The organism is Microvirga antarctica (assembly GCF_017921815.1).
In the GTDB taxonomy this organism is placed as follows: domain Bacteria; phylum Pseudomonadota; class Alphaproteobacteria; order Rhizobiales; family Beijerinckiaceae; genus Microvirga; species Microvirga antarctica.
The window spans coordinates 126,286-145,778 of the sequence record NZ_JAGEMM010000008.1 but is presented as its reverse complement, the minus strand read 5'-3'; the positions used below and the strand labels follow the sequence as shown (position 1 = coordinate 145,778).

Annotated in this window: 24 protein-coding genes and 2 riboswitches; of the genes, 7 read left to right on the top strand and 17 right to left on the bottom strand. The window is 65.1% G+C overall.

Annotation, left to right across the window (positions count from 1 at the left end; translation table 11 throughout):
• Positions 1 to 40: 40 nt before the first annotated feature.
• The 10 genes from J4G32_RS19715 to coxB form a co-directional block, all read right to left on the bottom strand.
• Positions 41 to 571, bottom strand: coding sequence for an SRPBCC family protein (locus J4G32_RS19715; RefSeq protein WP_210497268.1), 531 nt, complete (start codon positions 569 to 571; stop codon positions 41 to 43).
• Positions 564 to 923, bottom strand: a complete 360-nt coding sequence (locus tag J4G32_RS19710) for an ArsR/SmtB family transcription factor (protein WP_210497326.1) — start codon at positions 921 to 923, stop codon at positions 564 to 566. The genes J4G32_RS19715 and J4G32_RS19710 overlap by 8 nt, the downstream gene beginning before the upstream one ends.
• Positions 924 to 1,013: 90 nt before the next feature.
• The gene (locus J4G32_RS19705; RefSeq protein WP_210497267.1) at positions 1,014 to 1,787 is read right to left on the bottom strand and encodes an SURF1 family protein; all 774 of its coding nucleotides are present in this window, start codon (positions 1,785 to 1,787) and stop codon (positions 1,014 to 1,016) included.
• Positions 1,784 to 2,143: a DUF983 domain-containing protein gene (locus J4G32_RS19700; protein ID WP_210497325.1), complete on the bottom strand. Its 360-nt coding sequence runs from the start codon at positions 2,141 to 2,143 to the stop codon at positions 1,784 to 1,786. The genes J4G32_RS19705 and J4G32_RS19700 overlap by 4 nt, the downstream gene beginning before the upstream one ends.
• A 126-nt stretch (positions 2,144 to 2,269) precedes the next feature.
• Entirely contained in the window at positions 2,270 to 3,133 is an 864-nt protein-coding gene (locus J4G32_RS19695; protein ID WP_210497266.1) for a cytochrome c oxidase subunit 3, read from the bottom strand.
• A gap of 180 nt (positions 3,134 to 3,313) precedes the next feature.
• Positions 3,314 to 3,907 carry a cytochrome c oxidase assembly protein gene (locus tag J4G32_RS19690; RefSeq protein ID WP_210497265.1) on the bottom strand — a complete coding sequence of 198 codons (594 nt, stop codon included), beginning with the start codon at positions 3,905 to 3,907 and terminating at the stop codon, positions 3,314 to 3,316.
• A gap of 7 nt (positions 3,908 to 3,914) precedes the next feature.
• Positions 3,915 to 4,076, bottom strand: a complete 162-nt coding sequence (locus J4G32_RS19685; protein WP_210497264.1) for a hypothetical protein — start codon at positions 4,074 to 4,076, stop codon at positions 3,915 to 3,917.
• 4 nt (positions 4,077 to 4,080) lie between these two features.
• Positions 4,081 to 5,037 carry a heme o synthase gene (locus J4G32_RS19680; RefSeq protein WP_210497263.1) on the bottom strand — a complete coding sequence of 319 codons (957 nt, stop codon included), beginning with the start codon at positions 5,035 to 5,037 and terminating at the stop codon, positions 4,081 to 4,083.
• 130 nt (positions 5,038 to 5,167) lie between these two features.
• A complete protein-coding gene (ctaD, locus tag J4G32_RS19675; protein WP_210497262.1) occupies positions 5,168 to 6,787 on the bottom strand; it encodes a cytochrome c oxidase subunit I in 1,620 nt (539 codons plus the stop codon).
• A 30-nt stretch (positions 6,788 to 6,817) separates the two neighbouring features.
• Complete coding sequence (gene coxB, locus J4G32_RS19670; RefSeq protein ID WP_210497261.1) at positions 6,818 to 7,675, bottom strand: cytochrome c oxidase subunit II; 858 nt, start codon at positions 7,673 to 7,675, stop codon at positions 6,818 to 6,820.
• A 335-nt stretch (positions 7,676 to 8,010) separates the two neighbouring features.
• Between coxB and J4G32_RS19665 the strand changes: the two genes are divergently transcribed.
• Positions 8,011 to 8,517 (top strand): invasion associated locus B family protein, encoded by a 507-nt coding sequence (locus J4G32_RS19665; RefSeq protein WP_210497260.1) that lies wholly within the window; start codon positions 8,011 to 8,013, stop codon positions 8,515 to 8,517.
• Between the two features lie 31 nt (positions 8,518 to 8,548).
• Complete coding sequence (locus J4G32_RS19660; protein WP_210497259.1) at positions 8,549 to 9,142, top strand: hypothetical protein; 594 nt, start codon at positions 8,549 to 8,551, stop codon at positions 9,140 to 9,142.
• Between the two features lie 70 nt (positions 9,143 to 9,212).
• On the opposite strand, the gene J4G32_RS19655 is transcribed toward J4G32_RS19660, so the two are convergent.
• Entirely contained in the window at positions 9,213 to 10,517 is a 1,305-nt protein-coding gene (locus J4G32_RS19655; protein WP_210497258.1) for a hemolysin family protein, read from the bottom strand.
• 168 nt (positions 10,518 to 10,685) lie between these two features.
• A riboswitch (glycine riboswitch) is annotated at positions 10,686 to 10,776 on the top strand.
• Between the two features lies 1 nt (position 10,777).
• A riboswitch (glycine riboswitch) is annotated at positions 10,778 to 10,877 on the top strand.
• Positions 10,878 to 10,932: 55 nt separating this feature from the next.
• Between J4G32_RS19655 and gcvT the strand changes: the two genes are divergently transcribed.
• From gcvT to gcvPB, 5 genes are read left to right on the top strand one after another with little or no spacing between them, the layout of a single operon-like run.
• Positions 10,933 to 12,081, top strand: coding sequence for a glycine cleavage system aminomethyltransferase GcvT (gene gcvT, locus J4G32_RS19650; RefSeq protein WP_210497257.1), 1,149 nt, complete (start codon positions 10,933 to 10,935; stop codon positions 12,079 to 12,081).
• An 18-nt stretch (positions 12,082 to 12,099) separates the two neighbouring features.
• On the top strand, positions 12,100 to 12,474 hold the full coding sequence (gene gcvH, locus J4G32_RS19645) for a glycine cleavage system protein GcvH (RefSeq protein WP_210497256.1): 375 nt from the start codon (positions 12,100 to 12,102) through the stop codon (positions 12,472 to 12,474).
• A gap of 14 nt (positions 12,475 to 12,488) precedes the next feature.
• Positions 12,489 to 12,962 carry an OsmC family protein gene (locus J4G32_RS19640; protein ID WP_210497255.1) on the top strand — a complete coding sequence of 158 codons (474 nt, stop codon included), beginning with the start codon at positions 12,489 to 12,491 and terminating at the stop codon, positions 12,960 to 12,962.
• Positions 12,963 to 12,980: 18 nt separating this feature from the next.
• Positions 12,981 to 14,321, top strand: a complete 1,341-nt coding sequence (gene gcvPA / locus J4G32_RS19635; protein ID WP_210497254.1) for an aminomethyl-transferring glycine dehydrogenase subunit GcvPA — start codon at positions 12,981 to 12,983, stop codon at positions 14,319 to 14,321.
• Positions 14,321 to 15,889, top strand: coding sequence for an aminomethyl-transferring glycine dehydrogenase subunit GcvPB (gene gcvPB / locus J4G32_RS19630; RefSeq protein WP_210497253.1), 1,569 nt, complete (start codon positions 14,321 to 14,323; stop codon positions 15,887 to 15,889). Before gcvPA ends, gcvPB begins: the two co-directional genes overlap by 1 nt.
• Before the next feature lie 76 nt (positions 15,890 to 15,965).
• Here the strand turns inward: gcvPB and J4G32_RS19625 are convergent, their stop codons facing one another.
• The 6 genes from J4G32_RS19625 to J4G32_RS19600 form a co-directional block, all read right to left on the bottom strand.
• The gene (locus tag J4G32_RS19625) at positions 15,966 to 16,622 is read right to left on the bottom strand and encodes an HAD family hydrolase (protein ID WP_210497252.1); all 657 of its coding nucleotides are present in this window, start codon (positions 16,620 to 16,622) and stop codon (positions 15,966 to 15,968) included.
• A gap of 72 nt (positions 16,623 to 16,694) precedes the next feature.
• Positions 16,695 to 17,180: a F0F1 ATP synthase subunit B family protein gene (locus tag J4G32_RS19620; protein WP_210497251.1), complete on the bottom strand. Its 486-nt coding sequence runs from the start codon at positions 17,178 to 17,180 to the stop codon at positions 16,695 to 16,697.
• Between the two features lie 10 nt (positions 17,181 to 17,190).
• The gene (locus J4G32_RS19615) at positions 17,191 to 17,745 is read right to left on the bottom strand and encodes a F0F1 ATP synthase subunit B family protein (protein ID WP_210497250.1); all 555 of its coding nucleotides are present in this window, start codon (positions 17,743 to 17,745) and stop codon (positions 17,191 to 17,193) included.
• A gap of 125 nt (positions 17,746 to 17,870) precedes the next feature.
• Entirely contained in the window at positions 17,871 to 18,095 is a 225-nt protein-coding gene (locus J4G32_RS19610; protein WP_150949349.1) for a F0F1 ATP synthase subunit C, read from the bottom strand.
• 57 nt (positions 18,096 to 18,152) lie between these two features.
• On the bottom strand, positions 18,153 to 18,881 hold the full coding sequence (locus J4G32_RS19605; protein WP_210497249.1) for a F0F1 ATP synthase subunit A: 729 nt from the start codon (positions 18,879 to 18,881) through the stop codon (positions 18,153 to 18,155).
• Between the two features lie 57 nt (positions 18,882 to 18,938).
• The gene (locus J4G32_RS19600; protein ID WP_210497248.1) at positions 18,939 to 19,313 is read right to left on the bottom strand and encodes an AtpZ/AtpI family protein; all 375 of its coding nucleotides are present in this window, start codon (positions 19,311 to 19,313) and stop codon (positions 18,939 to 18,941) included.
• Between the last annotated feature and the right edge of the window lie 180 nt (positions 19,314 to 19,493).

Here is a 19,493-nt window from a genome sequence, read left to right as displayed (position 1 = left end):
GGGCGAGTTCCTTGCGCCGGCCGGGTCTGTTTCGTGGTCGTTACGGAGCGAGGCGCTCGTCATATTCCGTGCGGAGCCGCGTCCAGGCGCTCCAGAAGGGGCCGGGATCGCGGTCTGCCAGGCGCGCGGCCAGGACATCGAGATGGGCGTGCCAGCCGGCGCTGACGCTGAGCAGGGCATTCCGATCCGGCAGGCGGCGATGGGTGACGGTGAGCAGGACGTCGCCTCCCTTGGGCTCGAGCTCGAAAGTGACCTCGCCGCTGTTCCAGTCGAAGGTCAAAAGACGCGGGGGATCGATCCGCGTAATGTGGCTCTTCATGCTGTGTTCGGCCTCCATTCCCGGCGGCCGCGTTTCCTGGTGCGGGCTCAGGTCGTCATTGCGCCAGACCAGCTCCATCGCGCCGCCGACTTTCAGGTCCATGGGCCCGGAGGCCAGCCACTGACGGCGCAGGTCGCTTTGCGTCAGGTAGGCCCAGACCCGCTCCATGGTGCCGGGCAGCAGGCGCTGGATCCGCACCGTGGCCGGCGCGGTCTGAACGCCGTAATCGCTGAGTGTCGCAACGTCATTCATGGTCGTCTCCTTTGCTGTTGGGGGGTGTCTCCTCCCGGAGCAGGCCCTCGAGGATGTCGAGGCGGTTGCTCCAGAACGTCTCGTAGAATCCGATCCACGCATGCGCCTCCGAGAGAGCGGCCGCATGGAGCCGGCAGACATGGGTGCGGCCCATGACCCGGCGCTGGATCAGCCCGGCGCGCTCCAGTGCCTTGACGTGCTTGGAGGCCGCGGCGAGCGACATGTCGAAGGGGGCGGCGAGATCGCCGACACTGCGCTCCCCGTCGGCAAGGGCCCGCAGCATCCGGCGGCGGGTGGCATCGCCGAGGGCGTGGAAGACGGCGTCGAGCCGGGAGGCATGTAATTCAACCATGTGGTTGAGAATGACGGCGAGGGACGGAATAGTCAACTGATAGGTTGAATAATTTTAGCGAGTCGAGGCGGGGCCGGTGGGGCGATCAGCCTATCGAAAATCCGGAGTGTCGGAGGGGGCGACCGGGCCCTTGAGCCGTCGAAACGCGAAGGCACCAAACACGCCGATGAGCGTGAGACCGATGCCGAACCACGTCACGGCGTATTGCAGATGGCTGTTGGGCAATTCCAGCCGGGTCTGACCGCCCTTCGGCCAGCCGCCAGGATTGGGCGACGCATCCGCCTCGATGTAGAACGGCGCGACGCGCTCCAGGCCGTTGGCGCGGGCGATGGCCTGCGGGTCGCGCGAATACCAGCTCTTGCGGGCCGGATCGTCGGTGGGCGTGAAGGCGTTGCGCTCTTCCGGTGCGCGCACCAGCCCGGTCACGGTCACCGGATTCTCAGGCGGCTTGTCGGGCCGGCTCGAGGGCTCGCGCAGCTCCGTGGGGACAAAGCCGCGATTGACCATGACGACGGACCCGGAGGCGAGGCGCAAAGGCGTCATCAGATAGAAGCCCTGAACCGGCGCGCCGCGCTGCCCGGGCGCGAGGCCGTAGACGGGGGTTTCCAGTTCGTTGAGCAGCGTGCCGCTCACCCGCACCTTTCGGAATTCGTCCCGCGCCGGATCCCAGGCGGTCCAGCGTTCCGGCGGCAGGATCTCGCCCGCTTCCCCATAAGCGCGCGATTCGATCTGCCCGATGAGATCCTCTTTCCATGCCTTGCGCTGCAACTGCCAGATCCCGAGCGTGCACAGGATCGCCAGCGCCACAAGGGTCGCAAGGCCCGGCACCAGCAGGGAACGCCAGCGGGACGAGGCGGAGGTCACTTCTCGAAACGCCCTTCCTCGGCCTTGTGGTGATATTGCAGGGCCGCCAGCACGCCTTTCAGCGGGCGCACGAGGCCGAGGCTGAGGATGGCGGTGAGCGAAAACCACATGACGAGATGAAGCCAGATCGCCGGCTCGAAGGTGAATTCGACCCACAGGGCCAGACCCACCACGATGATGCCGACGATGGACATCACAAAAAACGCCGGGCCGTCGCCCGTATCGGCGAAGGTGAGATCGAGCCCGCACACCTCGCAGGAGGGGCGCATGCTCAAAAAGCCCTTGAAGATGTGACCCTTCCCGCAGCGTGGGCAGCGTCCCTTGAGGCCCGTCAGGATGGGCGGGACGGCAGGCATGTCATGCGCCACGGCAGGTGCTCCGGTATGCGAAAAGGCTTGAGGCCTCACATGGGGGCGAGGCCTGAAAAAACGAAGGGCGGCTTCTCGCCGCCCCCGCTCGATCGTTTGATGGGGAAGCGGCGCCTAGTGGGCGCCGGCAACGGGCCCGCCATAGCCCCAGACGTAGATGGCGGCGAAGAGGAAGAGCCAGACCACGTCGACGAAATGCCAGTACCAGGCGGCGAATTCGAAGCCGAGATGCTGCTTGGGCGTGAAGTCGCCCCGATAGATCCGCAGGAGGCAGACGATCAGAAAGATGGTGCCGATGATGACGTGGGCGCCGTGGAAGCCCGTCGCCATGAAGAAGGTGGCGCCGTAAATGTTGCCCTTGAAGCCGAAGCCCGCATGGCTGTACTCGATCGCCTGCACGCAGCTGAAGATGATCCCAAGCGCGATGGTCAGCCAGAGACCAATCTTGACGTCCTTGCGGTGACCCTCGAGCAGGGCATGGTGCGCCCAGGTGACGGTGGTGCCGGACGTCAGCAGGATCAGGGTGTTGAGGAGCGGCAGGTGCCACGGATCGAAGGTCTCGAGGCCCTTGGGCGGCCAGACGCCGCCGAGGCTTTCGAGGCGGGTGTACTGCATCGGGTCGCCGGCATAGAGCGCGGCGTCGAAATAGGCCCAGAACCAGGCCACGAAGAACATCACCTCCGAGGCGATGAAGAGCATCATGCCGTAGCGGTGGTGGAGCTGGACCACGCGGGAGTGGAATTCGCCGCTATTGGCCTCGTTGATGACGTCGGTCCACCAGCTGAACATGGTGAACAGCACGCCGATGATACCGGCGCCGAAGATGAACGCGCCCGGATGGGTCCCGGCGATCGCCATGCCCCTCCACCAGACGATGAAGCCCGATGCCATCACAAAGGCGCTCATCGCGCCGATGAGCGGCCACGGGCTCGGGTCCACCAGGTGGTAATCGTGATGTTTGGCGTGGGCCTCGGCCATGTCGTCTCGTCTCCGTGCCTCGAAGGTGTGAACGCTTTAGAGCGCTTTGTCGTCGGATGGAACATCCGAACCACAAGAATCCGCTCCAAATCGTCACGCTCGAGCCTGTCGATGGCGGAAAGATCAGACGATCTCTCCTCCACCTGCTCTACGGCGTTTCCGCCGGGGTTGTCACGTCCGTTATCGGACGATCTGCGTCGCCTTCGGCGTTGCCGCCTGGGCCACCGGCTGCCCGCCCTTGGACGGGAAGTAGGTGTAGGACAAGGTGATCGAATCGATGTCCTTCACGTCCGGATCCTGCGCAATGCGCGGGTCGACATAGAAGACGACGGCCGATTCGAGGGTCTCGCCGGGCTGCAGGGTCTGCTCCGTGAAGCAGAAGCATTCCAGCTTCGAAAAATAGGAGCCGACGAGATCGGGCTGGACGTTGTAGGTCGCAATCCCGGTCGTCGGCTTGGAGCCATTGTTGGTGACCTTGTAGAGCACCGTGGTGGTCTCGCCGAGCTTCACCTTCACCTCGGGCTGCTCGGGCGCGAAGACCCAGTTCAGGCCCGGCACCACATTGGCGTCGAAGCGGATCGACATGACCCGGTCCGACGTGTTCGAGGTGTTCTCGGCGCTGCGCACCGGCGTGCCGCCAAAGCCCGTGGCCTTGCAGAACAGGTCGTAAAGCGGCACCGACGCATAGGCGAGGCCGGCCATCGAGACCACAATCGCCCCGCAGGCGACGACGGTGCGGCGGATCTGGCGTTGAAGCGGGTCGGGAGCCGTCATCTGAACCTCACAAGGGCCGCTGCAGAACGCCGGGGCCGAGCTTGGCGATCGTGACCACGTAGAACAGCAGCACCAGGGCGCCGAGACTGAGCGCCAGCGCGAGCGACCGCTTGCGGCGGCGTTTCTGTTCTTCAGGGCTGAGGCGGCGTGCGGGCAGGGGCTTGTTCATGGAATCAACCGAAAACCGGCCGGAAGAACCCAAGCCCATGCTCGGCGAGCAGGGTGGCAAACAGCAGGAAAAGATAGAGGATCGAGAAGGCGAAAAGCTGCTGCGCCACGCGCATGGCCGCCTCGCCCTTCCGGACGCGGAACACCTGGAAGGCGAGCGCCAGCATGCCGAGCCCGCCGATGGTCGCGATGATCGCGTAGGCGAGCCCACCGAAGCCGAACGCCACCGGGGCGAGGCCCAGCGGCGCCAGAACGACCGTGTAGGCGAGGATCTGGCGACGGGTCGAGTCGGGACCGGCGACGTTGGGCATCATCGGGATCCCGGCGCGGGCGTAATCGGCCGATTTCACCAGCGCCAGGGCCCAGAAATGGGGTGGCGTCCAGATGAAGATGATGGCGAACAGGATAATGCTTTCCCAGCCGACATAGCCGGCGACAGCGGCCTGCCCAACGATGGGCGGCAGCGCGCCCGCAGCCCCGCCGATGACGATGTTCTGCGGCGTCGAGCGCTTCAGCCACATGGAATAGATGACGGCGTAAAACACGATGGTGAAGGCAAGCAGGCTCGCCGCCAGCACGTTGCTGACGAGGCCAAGCACGATCACCGAGCCGACCGACAGGGTCATGCCGAAGGCCAGCGCCTCGTTGGGGGCAATGCGGCCTGCGGGGATCGGGCGGCCGCGGGTGCGGGTCATGATGGCGTCGATATCCGCATCCCACCACATGTTGAGGCAGCCGGACGCGCCGGCGCCGACCGCGATCATCAGGAGCGACGCAAAAGCCACCACCGGATTGACGTCGGGATGCACCACGACCATGCCGACCAGCGCGGTGAAGACCACGAGGAACATCACGCGCGGCTTCAACAGCGCGAAGAAATCCGACACGTCGCCCTGCGACACGCCTGCCGTGGCAAGCGTCTCGGTTGGGGTTTCGGTCAATGTGTTGGTCGCAAGGGTCATATGGCTGAACTCTCGAAGCGCGCCGGGGCCGGCATGGAGCGCTTCCGGGCTGTTACTCCTCGCCGGAAGGCTTGAATGCCAAGCCCTCGGGGGAGGAGCGGGCGGCCAAAGCCGCCCGACTCAACGGCCGTTAGTGACCGGTATCCGCAATGCGCGGGAGGGTCTCGAACTGGTGGAACGGAGGCGGCGAGGACAGCGTCCATTCCAGGGTGGTTGCGCCTTCGCCCCACGGGTTGCCGGCTGCCTTTTCCTTGCGGATGAAGGCGTAGATGACACCGAAGATGAAGACGAGCAGGCCGAAGGCGAAGATGTAGGAGCCGATCGACGACACCATGTTCCAGCCCGCGAAGGCATCCGGATAGTCCGCATAACGACGCGGCATGCCCGACAGGCCGAGGAAGTGCATCGGGAAGAACAGCACGTTGGAGCCGATGAAGGCGATCCAGAAATGCGTCTTGCCGATCCATTCCGGCATCATGTAGCCGGTGATCTTCGGGAACCAATAGTACATGCCGGCGAAGATCACGAAGACCGCGCCAAGCGACAGCACATAGTGGAAGTGGGCGACCACGTAGTAGGTGTCGTGCATGTAGCGATCGACGCCCGCATTGGCGAGCACGACGCCGGTAACGCCGCCAACCGTGAACAGGAACACGAAGCCCACCGCCCACAGCATCGCCGCGGTGAAGCGGATCGAGCCGCCCCACATGGTGGCGATCCACGAGAAGATCTTCACGCCCGTGGGCACCGCGATGACCATCGTGGCGAACACGAAATAGGCCTGGGTCTGGAGCGAGAGGCCGACCGTGTACATGTGGTGGGCCCACACCACGAAGCCGACGACGCCGATCGCCACCATCGCGTAGGCCATGCCGAGATAACCGAAGATCGGCTTCTTGGAGAAGGTCGAGATGATGTGGCTGACGATGCCGAAGGCCGGCAGGATCATGATGTACACTTCGGGGTGACCGAAGAACCAGAACAGGTGCTGGTAGAGGATCGGATCGCCGCCGCCCGACGGGTCGAAGAACGTCGTGCCGAAGTTACGGTCCGTCAGCAGCATGGTGATGGCGCCCGCCAGAACCGGCAGCGACAGCAGCAGCAGGAAGGCGGTGACCAGCATCGACCAGGCAAAGAGCGGCATCTTGTGCAGCGTCATGCCAGGAGCGCGCATGTTCAGGATGGTGGTGATGAAGTTGATCGCGCCCAGGATCGAGGCCGCACCGGCAAGGTGGAGGGCCAGGATGCCGAAATCGAGCGCCGGGCCGGGATGGCCGGTGGTCGAGAGCGGCGGATAGACGGTCCAGCCGCCGCCGAAGCCGAGCGACCCTGGCGCCCCTTCCACGAAGAGGGAGCAGATCAGCAGCAGGAAGCCCGCGACCGTCAGCCAGAACGAGATGTTGTTCATGCGAGGGAAGGCCATGTCCGGCGCCCCGATCATCAGGGGCACGAACCAGTTGCCGAACCCGCCGATGAGGGTGGGCATCACCATGAAGAACACCATGATGAGGCCGTGGCCGGTCACGAAGACGTTGAAGGCCTGCGGATTGGAGAAAAACTGCAGGCCCGGCTGCTGCAGCTCGAGCCGCATCGCGATCGACAGGGCGGCGCCGACAAGGCCCGCCGTGAAGCCGAAGATGAAGTAGAGCGTGCCGATATCCTTGTGGTTCGTGGAGAGAAACCACCGGCGCCAGAAGGTCGGGACGTGATCGTGGTGATCCGCGTGAGCGGCGTCAGCTGCATGTGCCATGATGAGACCTCTGTGGTCCTTCTTTCGGAATTACTGTGCGGTCGCGAGCTTGATCGGGGCAGTGCCGTCGGTTGAAGCATACTTCTGCTTCGCCTCGGTCAGCCAGGCGGCATATTGCTGCTCGCTGACGACGCGGATCGTGATCGGCATGTAGGGATGCCCATTGCCGCAAAGCTCGGAGCACTGGCCGTGATAGATGCCTTCCTGCTCGGCGCGGAACCAGGTCTCGTTGAGACGGCCCGGAACGGCGTCGACCTTGATGCCGAAAGACGGCATCGCGAAGGAATGCAACACGTCGCCGGCCGTGACCTGGACCTTGACGGTCTTGTTCACGGGCACGACCATCTCGTTGTCGACCGTCAGCAGGCGGAGCTGGCCGGGCTTGAGGTCCTTGGCGTCGACGAGGTTCGAATCGAACTTGAATCCGCCACCCTGGTCGGCTGCGTATTCGTAGCCCCAGTACCAGGAATACCCGGTCGCCTTCACGACGATATCGGCCGGCGGAATGATGAGCTGCAGGCGCAGCAGCCGGAATGACGGAATGGAGATGGCGATGAGGATCAGCACCGGCACGATCGTCCAGGCGACTTCCAGCCAGGTGTGGTGGGTCGTCTTGGACGGGAGCGGGTTCTTGGACTCGCGGAACCGGAACGCGATGATCAAGAGAAGGGCCAGCACGAACACGCAGATCGCGGTGATCAGCCAGACAAGATAGGTGTGAAACTGAGACAGGTTGCGGCCCACTTCCGTGACCATGCCCTGCATGCCAGTTTCCCAAGGGGTAGGTACGCCGGTGCCGGCCGATGCCGCACTGATGCCCAACACAAATGCGACCGCCACCGAGAGGAGGGGGATCGCCGATCGAAGTCCTGAGGTCTCGATCCGCATCGGTGTTCCAAAGCTCCTAGATAGAGTGGCCGTGAGGCCACGAAACCAGTGAGGCGGGGACGAGCGCGCGCAAAAAAAGCGGTGCCCAGCCTGCGCCCTCACCATCGTTCAGGTGTATGACCACAGGATGCGCAGGAGCGCAACGGTGCAAGCGTCGCAATTTGTGCGTCATAACGGCCAAAGCCCCCTTTCCGTGGTCCCGCATGGCCCTGTCGCTTGACATCCTCGCCCCGGACATGGTCCCAACGGGTCGAACGATTGAATCGGCTCGGCTTTTGGGCCGCAGCCCGCGCAGGCCGGTCCTGCCGGGCGCGCAAACGGAGGTGCCTGTGAGCATGTCACGATGGGTTCGCTGCGCCTTTGCAGCATGGGCCGGTCTTTCGGCCGCGACGTTCGCCGGTCAGGCCAACGCCCAGGGAATGGTCAAGAACACATTCGGCGACTGGCAGATGCGCTGCGAGACGCCTGCAGGCGCCACCGCCGAGCAATGCGCGCTCGTGCAGAACGTGGCCGCCGAGGATCGCCCCAACATCACCCTCGTCATTATCGTGTTGAAAACTGCAGACGGCAAAAGTCGTCTCCTGCGCATCGTGGCGCCCCTTGGTATCCTGCTGCCGTCGGGTCTCGGCCTGAAAATCGATCAGGCCGATATCGGCCGGGCGGGGTTCGTCCGCTGCCTGACCACGGGTTGCGTCGCCGAGGTGGTGATGGAAGAAGCCCTGATCAATCAGATGAAGACCGGGCAGACCGCCACCTTCATCGTGTTCCAGACGCCCGAAGAAGGCATCGGAATTCCAGTCTCGCTGAACGGCTTTGGGGCCGGGTTCGACGCGCTTCCGTAAGGTCGCGGACGGTCGTGAATTGGGGGAAGTCATGAGTGGATTTGGCCAAAAGGCCGCGTGGATCGTTGCCATTCTGGGCACATCGGCGCTGGCCGGGTGCGGGACACCGGGCGAGGGCGGATCGACGCTGGGCAACATGGTGCTGTTCGGGGGAACGACCGTTCCGCCGGCTGCCAAGAGCGTGATCGAGGACGTTTTCTGCCCACCGGTCGAAATCAGCGAGGGCGGCTCGGCCATCCAGGCGTTTTCCGGGGGACGGGTCGGCGACGCGGCGGGCCTGCGCAGCCAGATCGCGCTCGGCGAGACGGCCCGCGAATGCGTCGGCCAGGCCGACGGTTCGACCATCGTCAAGATCGGCGTCCAGGGCCGCGCGCTCCTCGGTTCGGGAGGCTCCGCGGGCCGCTATGACGTGCCGGTCCATATCGTCGTGAAGACCCCGACCCGGACGATCGCCAACATCAATCGCCGGCTCAGCGTGGCCATTCCCAGCGGCGAGCTGCAGGGCACCTTCTCGGTGGTCGAGGAGGGTATTCTCGTGCCGGCCTCCGAGGCCAGCATCTTCGAGATCGAGGTCGGTCTCGGCGGCGGCGGCGCCCAGAAGCCGGCAGCGCGCCGACGGCGCTGAAACCGTTGCCCCGCACGATCATCCTGCCGTAACGCGAGGTCCGGTTTCGGGCCTCGCTTTCTTTTGCGTGTTACCCGGTCGGCGATGCGGCGCCCGCGCGCTGCATCAGCGACGAGGCCAGAATCTTGTCGATGCGCCGTCCATCGAGGTCGATGACCTCGAATCGCCAACCGAACGCATCGACGTGTTCGCCCTCGTGCGGCAGGTGCTGCAACTCGCTGATCACGAGACCGCCCACCGTCTGGTAGGTGCGGCTGTCCGGCAGCGAGATGCCGATGATCTCCTCCATCTCGTCCACGGGCATGGAGCCCGCCAGCAGCCATGAACCGTCCTCGCGGCGGACGGCATCCGGCTCGGGAGTCTCGCTGTCTGAGCGGAAGACGCCGACGATCGCCTCAAGGGCGTCGGCTGGCGTGACGACCCCTTCGAAATGCCCATATTCGTCATGGACGAGGGCCATCGGCACTTCCGCATCGCGCAAGAGCGACAGGGCATCGAGCGCGTACAGGGTATCGGGGATCACGGGCGCGACCCGCACGTGCTTGCGCACATCGAGCTGGCCGCCGGCCAGGATCGCCGCCAGCAATTCCCGCGACTGGACGACGCCGATCATGTTGTCAGCATCGCCTTCGCTGACCGGGAGGCGCGAATGGGGGGTCGTGATGAGGAGGTCGCGGATGGAATCGGCGTCGTCCGCCAGATCGATCCAGTCCACATCGGTCCGGGGTGTCATGAGGGCGCGGACCTGCCGGTCGCCGAGGCGCAGCACGCCGCCGATCATCCGGCGCTCCTCTTCCTCGATGACGCCGGCGCTCTCGGCCTCGCCGACGAGCATCTTGATCTCTTCTTCCGTCACCGTGTTGTCGGTTTCCGAACCGCCAAACAGCATGAAAATTCCGCGGGTCGAGGTGTTGAGCAGCCAGATGGCGGGCGCGGCCACCTTGGAAATCAGCATCATCAGGGGCGCTACCGCACAGGCCACGCTTTCCGGGTGACGCAACGCGAATTGCTTGGGCACCAACTCGCCGATGACGATGGAGAAATAGGTGATGAGGCCGATGACGATGCCGAAACCCAGCGGCTCGGCGACGCCCTGCGGCACACCGTTCTCGCCCAGGATCTCGGTCAGCCGGGCACCCAGAGCAGCCCCCGAGAAGGCGCCGGCCAGGATGCCCACGAGGGTGATGCCGATCTGGACGGTGGAGAGAAAGCGCCCCGAATCCTCCATCAGGGCCAATGCGAGCTTGGCTCCCGGACGGCCTTTCTCGGCCATGGCTTTGAGGCGGGGGCGACGGGCGGAAACGACGGCAAGTTCAGACAGGGCGAAAACCCCGTTGAGGGCGATCAGGCAGATAGCGATGATGAGTTCGAACAACGATCTCCGGAGCTGCCGACCACATCAGGCCGCGTTTCTCCCCCTCTGTGAAAAGATGAATTCACCATGAGGCTTGGTCGGGGGGCCGTCAATTGTGAAGTGGACAACCCGCCGCGGCGCCGGGCTCGATTGACAGGCCGGCAATTCGGCGGCACAGGTTGAAAGCCGCTGATCCCCGCGGAAGAGACCGGGCTTCGAGCCCGGCGCCGAAGGCGCAACCGCCCCGGAAACGCTCAGGCAAACGGACCGCGGGGAGATGGCACTCTGGAAAGCGGCGGCGTCGTGTGACGCCGCACACCGAAGGGCGTAACCGGGCCGCGAAAGCGGCACGGGAAATCTCTCAGGTCATGGGACAGAGGGGGCGTGAACGCAGGCCTTTGCAGGGTCTGATGAACCGCGCTTTCAGGGGAAGTCCATGGCCGAGCCGATTCACGCCGACGCAACGCTCCAGACGACGCCCCTCCATGAAGCCCATGTGGCCCTGGGCGCCCGCATGGTGCCGTTTGCGGGCTACGACATGCCCGTCCAATATCCCACCGGCATCCTGACCGAGCATAGCTGGACCCGCGAGCATGCGGGGCTGTTCGACGTGTCGCATATGGGCCAGGCGGTTCTGAAAGCAGCCGACGGCAGCCACGAGACCGTCGCGCGGGCGCTCGAGAGCCTCATCCCGGCCGATATCGTCAACCTCAAGCCCGGCCAGCAGCGCTATTCCCAATTGCTCGACGACACGGGCGGCATCCTCGACGACCTGATGGTGAGCCGGCCCCTCGATCCCGCCGATTCCGGGACGCTGCTGCTGGTCGTCAACGCCTCCATGAAGGATGCCGACTACGCCCATATGGAAGGCCGCCTGCCTGCGGGCGTCAGCCTCACCCGGGCGGATGATCGCGCGCTGATTGCTCTCCAAGGCCCCAGTGCCGCGGATGTCATGGCCCGGCTCGCGCCGGAGGCCGCCGACATGACGTTCATGGCGTCCCGCCCCATGACGGTAGCGGGGTTCGCCTGCCACGTATCCCGGTCCGGCTATACGGGCGAGGACGGCTATGAGATTTCCGTTTCGGCCAGCGACGCTGCTGCCCTCTGGCAGGCCCTGCTGGCCGATCCCGAGGTGAAGCCCATCGGTCTCGGCGCGCGTGATTCGCTGCGGCTCGAGGCGGGCCTGTGCCTCTACGGACATGACATCGACACCACCACCTCACCCATCGAGGCGGGCCTGATCTGGTCAATCCAGAAGCGGCGGCGCGAAGAGGGCGGATTTCCGGGGGCGGAGCGCATCCAGCGGGAGATCCGCGACGGCGCAAGCCGCGTCCGCGTCGGCCTCAAGCCGGAGGGACGGGCGCCGGCCCGGGAAGGCGCGATCATTGCAACGCCCGACGGGCGTGAGGTCGGCCTTGTCACCTCGGGCGGCTTCGGCCCCACCGTCAACGGCCCGGTCGCCATGGGCTACGTGTCGCGGGACGCGTCCGCCCCCGGCACCGAACTGCACCTGATCGTTCGCGGAAAACCCATTCCGGCCCGCGTCGCCCCCATGCCTTTCGCTCCCCATCGCTACAAGCGCTAACCTGCAAGGAAATCGACCATGACCACGCGCTACACCAAGGATCATGAATACATCCGCCTCGAGGGCGACACCGCCACCGTCGGCATTTCGGATTATGCGCAGGCCCAGCTCGGCGACGTCGTCTACGTGGAGCTGCCGAGCGTCGGCAAGGCCCTGACCAAGGGCGGCGAGGCTGCCGTCGTCGAAAGCGTGAAGGCCGCGAGCGAAATCTACGCGCCGGTCTCGGGCGAGGTGGTGGCGGTCAATGCCGAACTCGAATCCGCGCCTGCGACCGTCAACGAGGATCCGGCCGGGCGCGGCTGGTTTCTCAAGATGAGCGTCAAGGACCCGGCGGAACTCGAGGCGCTGATGACCGAAGAGCAGTACCAGGAATTCGTGAAGTCGATCTCGTAAGCGAAAGCACGCCCATGTCGCACGCCTACACAGCCACGGTGCTCTGGAGCCGCAACGGAGAGTCCTTCTCCGACGGGCGCTACAGCCGTGGCCATGTGTGGCGGTTCGACGGCGGCATCGAGGTCGCGGCGTCCTCCTCGCCCTCGGTGGTGCCGCTGCCGATGTCGCGCGCGGATGCGGTCGATCCCGAGGAGGCGTTCGTGGCGGCGTTGTCGAGCTGCCACATGCTGACCTTCCTCGCCGTCGCGGGCAAGAAACGCTTCACCGTCGATCGCTACGAGGATCGGGCGACCGGCCTGATGACGAAGAATGCCGCCGGCAAGCTCTTCGTGTCGCAGGTCACGCTCGATCCGATCATCGCTTTCTCGGGCGAGAAGGTGCCGACGCCTGAGCAGATCGCCGAACTTCACCACCTGTCCCATCAGGAATGCTTCATCGCGAATTCCGTGCTCACGGAGATCGTCGTGAAGGGCATTCCCTCGCACTAACGCACAAGGTTGTTTCCGATGCGCTATCTTCCCCTGACCGACACCGATCGCGGCGAGATGCTCGCGCGCATCGGCGTCAACCACGTCGACGATCTGTTCGCCGATATTCCCAAGAACGCCCTGCTGAAGGCGCCGGTGGATCTGCCGCGCCGCAAGGGCGAGATCGAGGTCGAACGCATCCTCTCGCGGATGGCGGCCAAGAATGTCCCGGCTTCGTCCGTGCCGTTCTTCGTCGGCGCCGGCGCCTACAAGCACCATGTGCCGGCCACCGTCGATCACCTGATCCAGCGCTCGGAATTTCTCACCAGCTACACGCCCTACCAGCCCGAAATCGCGCAGGGCACGCTGCAATATCTGTTCGAGTTCCAGACCCAGGTGGCAGCGCTGACCGGCATGGATGTGGCCAACGCCTCGATGTATGACGGCTCCACCGGCACGGGCGAAGCGGTGCTGATGGCGCACCGCGTCACCAAGCGCCGCAAGGCGGTGCTGTCGGGCGGGCTGCATCCGCACTACGTCGACGTGGTCAAGACCCTGTCGACCATGGCGAGCGACGATGTGGTGGCGATGGCGCCCGATGTCGCGGCCACCGAAGATCTGCTCGCTTCCATCGATGACAGCGTGTCCTGCGTCGTCGTGCAATCGCCCGACGTGTTCGGCAATGTGCGCGACCTGAAGCCGATTGCCGACAAGGCGCACCAGCACGGCGCGCTGCTGATCGCGGTGTTCACCGAGGTGGTGTCGCTCGGCCTCCTGCAATCGCCCGGCAGCATGGGCGCCGACATCGTCGTGGGCGAGGGCCAGTCCATCGGCAACGCGTTGAATTTCGGCGGGCCTTATGTGGGCCTGTTTGCCACCAAGTCGAAATATGTCCGCCAGATGCCGGGTCGCCTGTGCGGCGAGACGGTGGATGCGGATGGCACGCGCGGGTTCGTGCTGACGCTGTCCACCCGCGAACAGCATATCCGCCGCGACAAGGCGACGTCGAACATCTGCACCAATTCGGGTTTGTGTTGCCTCGCCTTCACGATTCACATGACGCTTCTGGGCGAGGCCGGCCTGACGCGGTTGGCGCGGATCAACCACGCCCATGCGGTCAAACTCGCCGATGCGCTTGCGGGCGTGAAAGGCGTCGAGGTTCTCAACCGGAGCTTCTTCAACGAGTTCACCATCCGGCTCACGAAGCCCGCCGCCGAGGTCGTCGAAAAGCTTGCCGAAAGGCGAGTGCTTGGCGGCGTGCCGGTGTCGCGCCTGCTGCCGGGTGCGGGTCTCGACACGCTCCTTCTCGTCGCCTCCACCGAGGTGAACACCGATGATGACCGCGCGGCCTTCGTTGCCGCCTTGCAGGAGGTTCTGTGATGCTGAACCGTCAGGGACGTCCCACGAATGCCGGCGCAACGAGCGCCGAGGCGCATCCGACCTTCACCGGCAACAAGGCGCTGGCGCAGATCGAGCCGCTGATCTTCGAGATCGGACATGCGCAGACCACCGGCGTCGACATGGACGAGCCGGCGGCGTTCACGCCCCGCCTCGGTGGTCTGGAGCGCAAGGATCCGATCGGTCTGCCCGGCCTGTCCGAGCCTGAGACCATGCGGCACTATGTGCGGCTGAGCCAGATGAACTACGGCATCGACACCGGCCTGTTTCCGCTCGGCTCCTGCACCATGAAGCACAATGCGCGCCTCAACGAAAAGATGGCGCGCCTGCCGGGGTTTTCCGATGTGCATCCGCTGCAGCCGGTCTCCACCGTGCGCGGTGCGCTGGAGGTGATGGACGAGCTGTCGCGCTATCTCGTGACGCTCACCAACACCACCACCGTGGCGTTGTCGCCGAAAGCCGGCGCGCATGGCGAATTGTGCGGCATGATGGCCATCAAGGCCGCCATCGAGGCGAGAGGCGAGGGCAAGACCCGCAACGTCGTGCTCGTGCCTGATTCGGCCCACGGCACCAACCCGGCCACCGCCGCCCTGATCGGCTTCACGGTGCGTCCGGTGCCGGCCCGCGACGATGGCTGGGTGCATGTGGAGGACGTCAAGAAACTGATCGGCCCCGACGTGGCGGCGATCATGCTGACCAATCCCAACACCTGCGGCCTGTTCGAGAACCAGGTCGTGGAAATCGCCAAGGCCATCCACGATGCGGGCGCGTACTTCTACTGCGACGGCGCGAATTTCAACGCCATCGTGGGCAAGGCGCGACCGGGCGATCTCGGCATCGACGCGATGCACATCAACCTGCACAAGACCTTCTCGACGCCCCATGGCGGCGGCGGCCCGGGCTCCGGCCCGGTGGTGCTGTCGGCGCGGCTGGCGCCCTTCGCGCCGGTGCCGTTCGTCACCGCCAAGGACGGCGTGCTGACCCTCGTCGAGGAAGCCGCCGACGCGGCCGAGACGCCGTTCGGCCGCATGACCGCCTTCCACGGCCAGATGGGCATGTATGTGCGCGCGCTGACCTACATGCTGTCGCATGGATCGGACGGCATGAAGCAGGCATCGGAAGACGCGGTGCTGAACGCCAACTACATCCGCGCCAGCCTGTCGGATCTGTTCTCGCAGCCGTTCGGCGACAAGCCCTGCATGCACGAGGTGCTGTTCGACGATACCTGGCTCAAGGATACGGGCGTGACCACGCTCGATTTCGCCAAGGCGATGATCGACGAGGGCTATCATCCGATGACGATGTATTTCCCCCTCGTGGTGCACGGCGCGATGCTCATCGAACCGACCGAATCGGAATCGAAGGCGTCGCTCGATCTCTTCATCGCGGCTCTGCGCGATCTCGCCATGGCGGCCGGTCGCGGCGAGACGGACCGCTTCAGCGGCGCGCCCTATCACGCGCCGCGACGTCGCCTCGACGAGACCCGCGCCGCCCGCAGTCCGGTGCTGAAATGGACGAAGCCCGCGCCGATGGCGGAAGCCGCCGAGTAGGCCCCCATCACACATGGGATCCTGATGGCCGGGCTCGTCCCGGCCATTTGCTGTCGGCGTGCCGGATAAGAGGCTGTCAGGCTGCGCGAAGGCGGCTGACGGCCTCCGGCAGGTTGGCCATGGCGTCGATGACGTATTGGGCTCCAGCCGCCCGCAGCCTGTCAGCGTGGCCCGGTCCGCAATGACCGCCGCCCGCAAAGCCGATGACGGCCATCCCGGCGGCGCGCGCGGCAGCAATGCCGGCGAGCGAATCCTCGACGACGAGGCAGGCCGATGGGGCAAAGCCCATCTGTGCCGCGGCATGCAGAAACAGGTCCGGCGCCGGTTTGCCGTGCGCCACTTCGCTGGCGCTGAAGATGTCCTCAAACAGATCCGCGAGCCCGGTCAGGCGCAGCGAGAAGGCAATCCGCTCAGGCAGCGAGGAGGACGCGACGCAGCGGCGGAAGGGCAGGGCAGCGATCGCCTCGCGAATCCCGGCGATAGGTCGCAGCTCGGTTTCCATGCGGGCGTAGAGGGTGCGGTTGAGGCGATCGGGGAAATCCGCCGGGAGAGTGCAGGCGCGCTCGGCCTCGATGCGCGCGATCATGTCCTTCTGGCTGACGCCGATGAACCGGGCGGCGATCTCGTCGGCCGTGAAGGGGACGCCAAGGGCGGTGAGCACCTCCGCGTCGACCGCGCAGGCGAGCGCCTCCGAATCGACCAGCACGCCGTCGCAATCGAAGATCAGCAGCATCGCGGCCTCATGGGCCCGGCACGAAAAAGGCCGCCTGAGGGGCGGCCTTGATGCAGTCGTTGCGGATCAGGATCACTGCAGCTTGGCGCGCACGTCGCCCAGGCTGCGCTCGAGCAGCGAGGTGGCGGCAGGGCCTTTGAGCTCGTCGCGCAGGACGCGCTCGGAAGCCTTCACGGCCGCATCGACAGCAGCCGCTCGGACTTCCGCCGTGGCCTGCGATTCGGCCTGGGTGATCTTGGCCTCGGCCGATGCGGTGCGGCGCTTCACGAAGTCGGCGATCTTCACCTGGGCCTCTGCGGCGAGGCGCTCGGCCTCCTCGCGGGCGAGGGAGACGATCTCGGCGGCTTCGCGCTCGGCGGCGCCGCGCTTCTTTTCGAATTCCTTCAGCAGCGCCTCGGCGTCCTGGCGAAGCCGCTTGGCCTCGGCCAGCTCTTCGCCGATCCGCTTGCCGCGCTTGTCGAGCGAGGCCATCATCTTACCCGGCACGCCGTAGTAGAACATGATGCCCCAGAAGATCACAAAGGCGACGGCGACCCAGAATTCAGCGCTGGCGAGCATGGGTTTCTCCTTAGGCCTTCACGTGGTCGAGGGCGGCATCGATTGCTTGCGCGCTCGGAGCCTTGCCGGTCAGACGCTCGACGATGGCTGTCGCGGTGTCGGCCGCAATGCCACGGACGTTGGACATGGCTTGAATTTTCTTGGCCTGAATGGTGGCTTCGGCCTCTGCGAGGCGCGTGCCGAGATCGGCCTCGAGCACCTTGCGCTTGGCGTCCGATTCGGCTGCCAGCTTCGAGCGGGTTTCCTGCGCCAGCGCCTGGGCGCGGCCGCGGGCTTCGGACAGGGCGGTCTCATAGGCAAGGCCGGCATCTTCGGCGCGCTGCTTCATGGCGGCGGCGTCGTCGAGATCCTTGGCGATGGTCGCACGGCGATGTTCGAGAATGCCGCCGAGACGGGGCAGCACCAGCCGCGACAGAAGGACATAGAGCAGCACGAAGGTGATCGCGAGCCAGACGAGCTGGCCGGCGAAGGTTTCCGTCTTCAGCGGCGGAAAGCCGACATCCGCGTGAGCGCCGCCATGCGCCTCGGTCGTCGCGTGAGGGGTTTGAGCCTGAGCCTGAGCCATGGAGCCGATCCTGTAACGGATGGAAGAGTCTTCAAAAAACGTCGAATGACGGCGGAGTGTCCGCCGTCACCTGACTCGAGGCGAAGCGCCCACGGCGCTCCGCCTTCCCGGTCACCGTTTTGGAATTAGGTGAACAGCAGGACGAGGGCGACGACGAGACAGAAGATGCCGAGACCTTCTGCAAGCGCCGCACCGATGAAGGCGCGTGCGAACTGACCGTCGGCAGCCGACGGATTGCGCAGGGCGCCCGAGAGGAAGTTACCGAAGATGTTGCCCACGCCCATAGCGGCGAGGCCCATGCCGATGCAGGCAAGGCCCGCGCCGAGGTATTTGAAAGCAACCGGATCCATCGTGATCTCCTTGAGGGGTGTTTGACCGGGAAGTCGGGGGTGTAACTCGGCGCGGCCCTAGTGGCCCGGGTGCAGCGCGTCGTTCAGGTAGATGCAGGTCAACACCGTAAAGACGTAGGCCTGCAGGAAGGCGACGAGGAACTCGAACGCCATGAGAGCAACCGCCATGACGAGCGGGAGCGGAGCGAGGAATGCCACGGCGCCGCCTGCTGCCAGCAGGGAGACGACGAAGCCCGCAAAGACTTTCAGCGCGATGTGACCCGCGAGCATGTTGGCGAACAGACGCAAGCTCAGCGAGATCGGACGCGACAGGAACGAGATGATCTCGATCACGACGATGAAGGGAAGCAGCCATCCCGGCACGCCCGACGGCACGAAGAGGCCGAGGAAATGGGTGCCATGCTTCATGAAGCCATAGATCACGATCGTGCTGATCACCAGCATGGCGAGCGCGAAGGTGACGATGACGTGGCTGGTGACGGTGAAGAACCCGGGAATCATCCCGAGCAGGTTGGCCGTCAGCACGAACATGAACAGCGAGAAGACGAGGGGAAAAAACTTCATGCCCTCCTGTCCGGTCGCGTCCTTCAGGGTGCCGGCGACGAATTCGTGCAGCATCTCGGCGACCGACTGGGAGCGGCCGGGAACGACCGCGCGCTTGCGGCTGGCGAACATCAGGCCGCCGACGATGAGAGCTGCGGCGCCGATCATGAACAGGGACGAATTGGTGAAACCAATGGCGGGTATGATGGGCTTGATCTGGAATTGTTCGATCGGGCTCGCCATGGTCCACTCTCAGTTCGCTGTTGCGTCGTCACAAAAGGCAGTCTTCGTCGAAACCCGTCACCGCTTCTGATCGGGGCGCGCGGGTTTTGCCAACCCAGCCGCCCTGAACAGATTGAGCATCCCGGCGCAGAAGCCGAGGATGATGCAGACGACGAGCCCCCAAGGGGACGTCTGGAACAACCGGTCGACGAGCCAACCGATGATTCCCCCCGCGACAACTCCGGAAATGAACTCCGCCGAAAGCCTGAGGGCCTGGCCAAGCGCGTTGGAATCCGACGTCTTGCGGGTTTGCGTTTCTGTCGTCTCCCGGCGTTGCCCTGCTACGGTTTCGAGCCGGGCATCGAGTGACTTCAGTCTCGCTGAAAGATCGGCGTCGCCGGAGCTGTCCGGCCGCTGACCGTTCTCGTCGCCCCGCTTCGTTGGATCCGCCATGGCGTTTTCCTCCTGAAAGCAGTGCGGGAAAAGGTCTTCCGGCCTGGCCCCGAAAGCCGCGCGCAACATATGAGCGGGGGTCCACCCTGTCAAGGCAGCGCGGGAAACGTTTAAGTATTTGAAATAATTTAACAAACGGCGGGTTGATCACAGCCTTGTTGGAATGCGGCGCGCATTTTG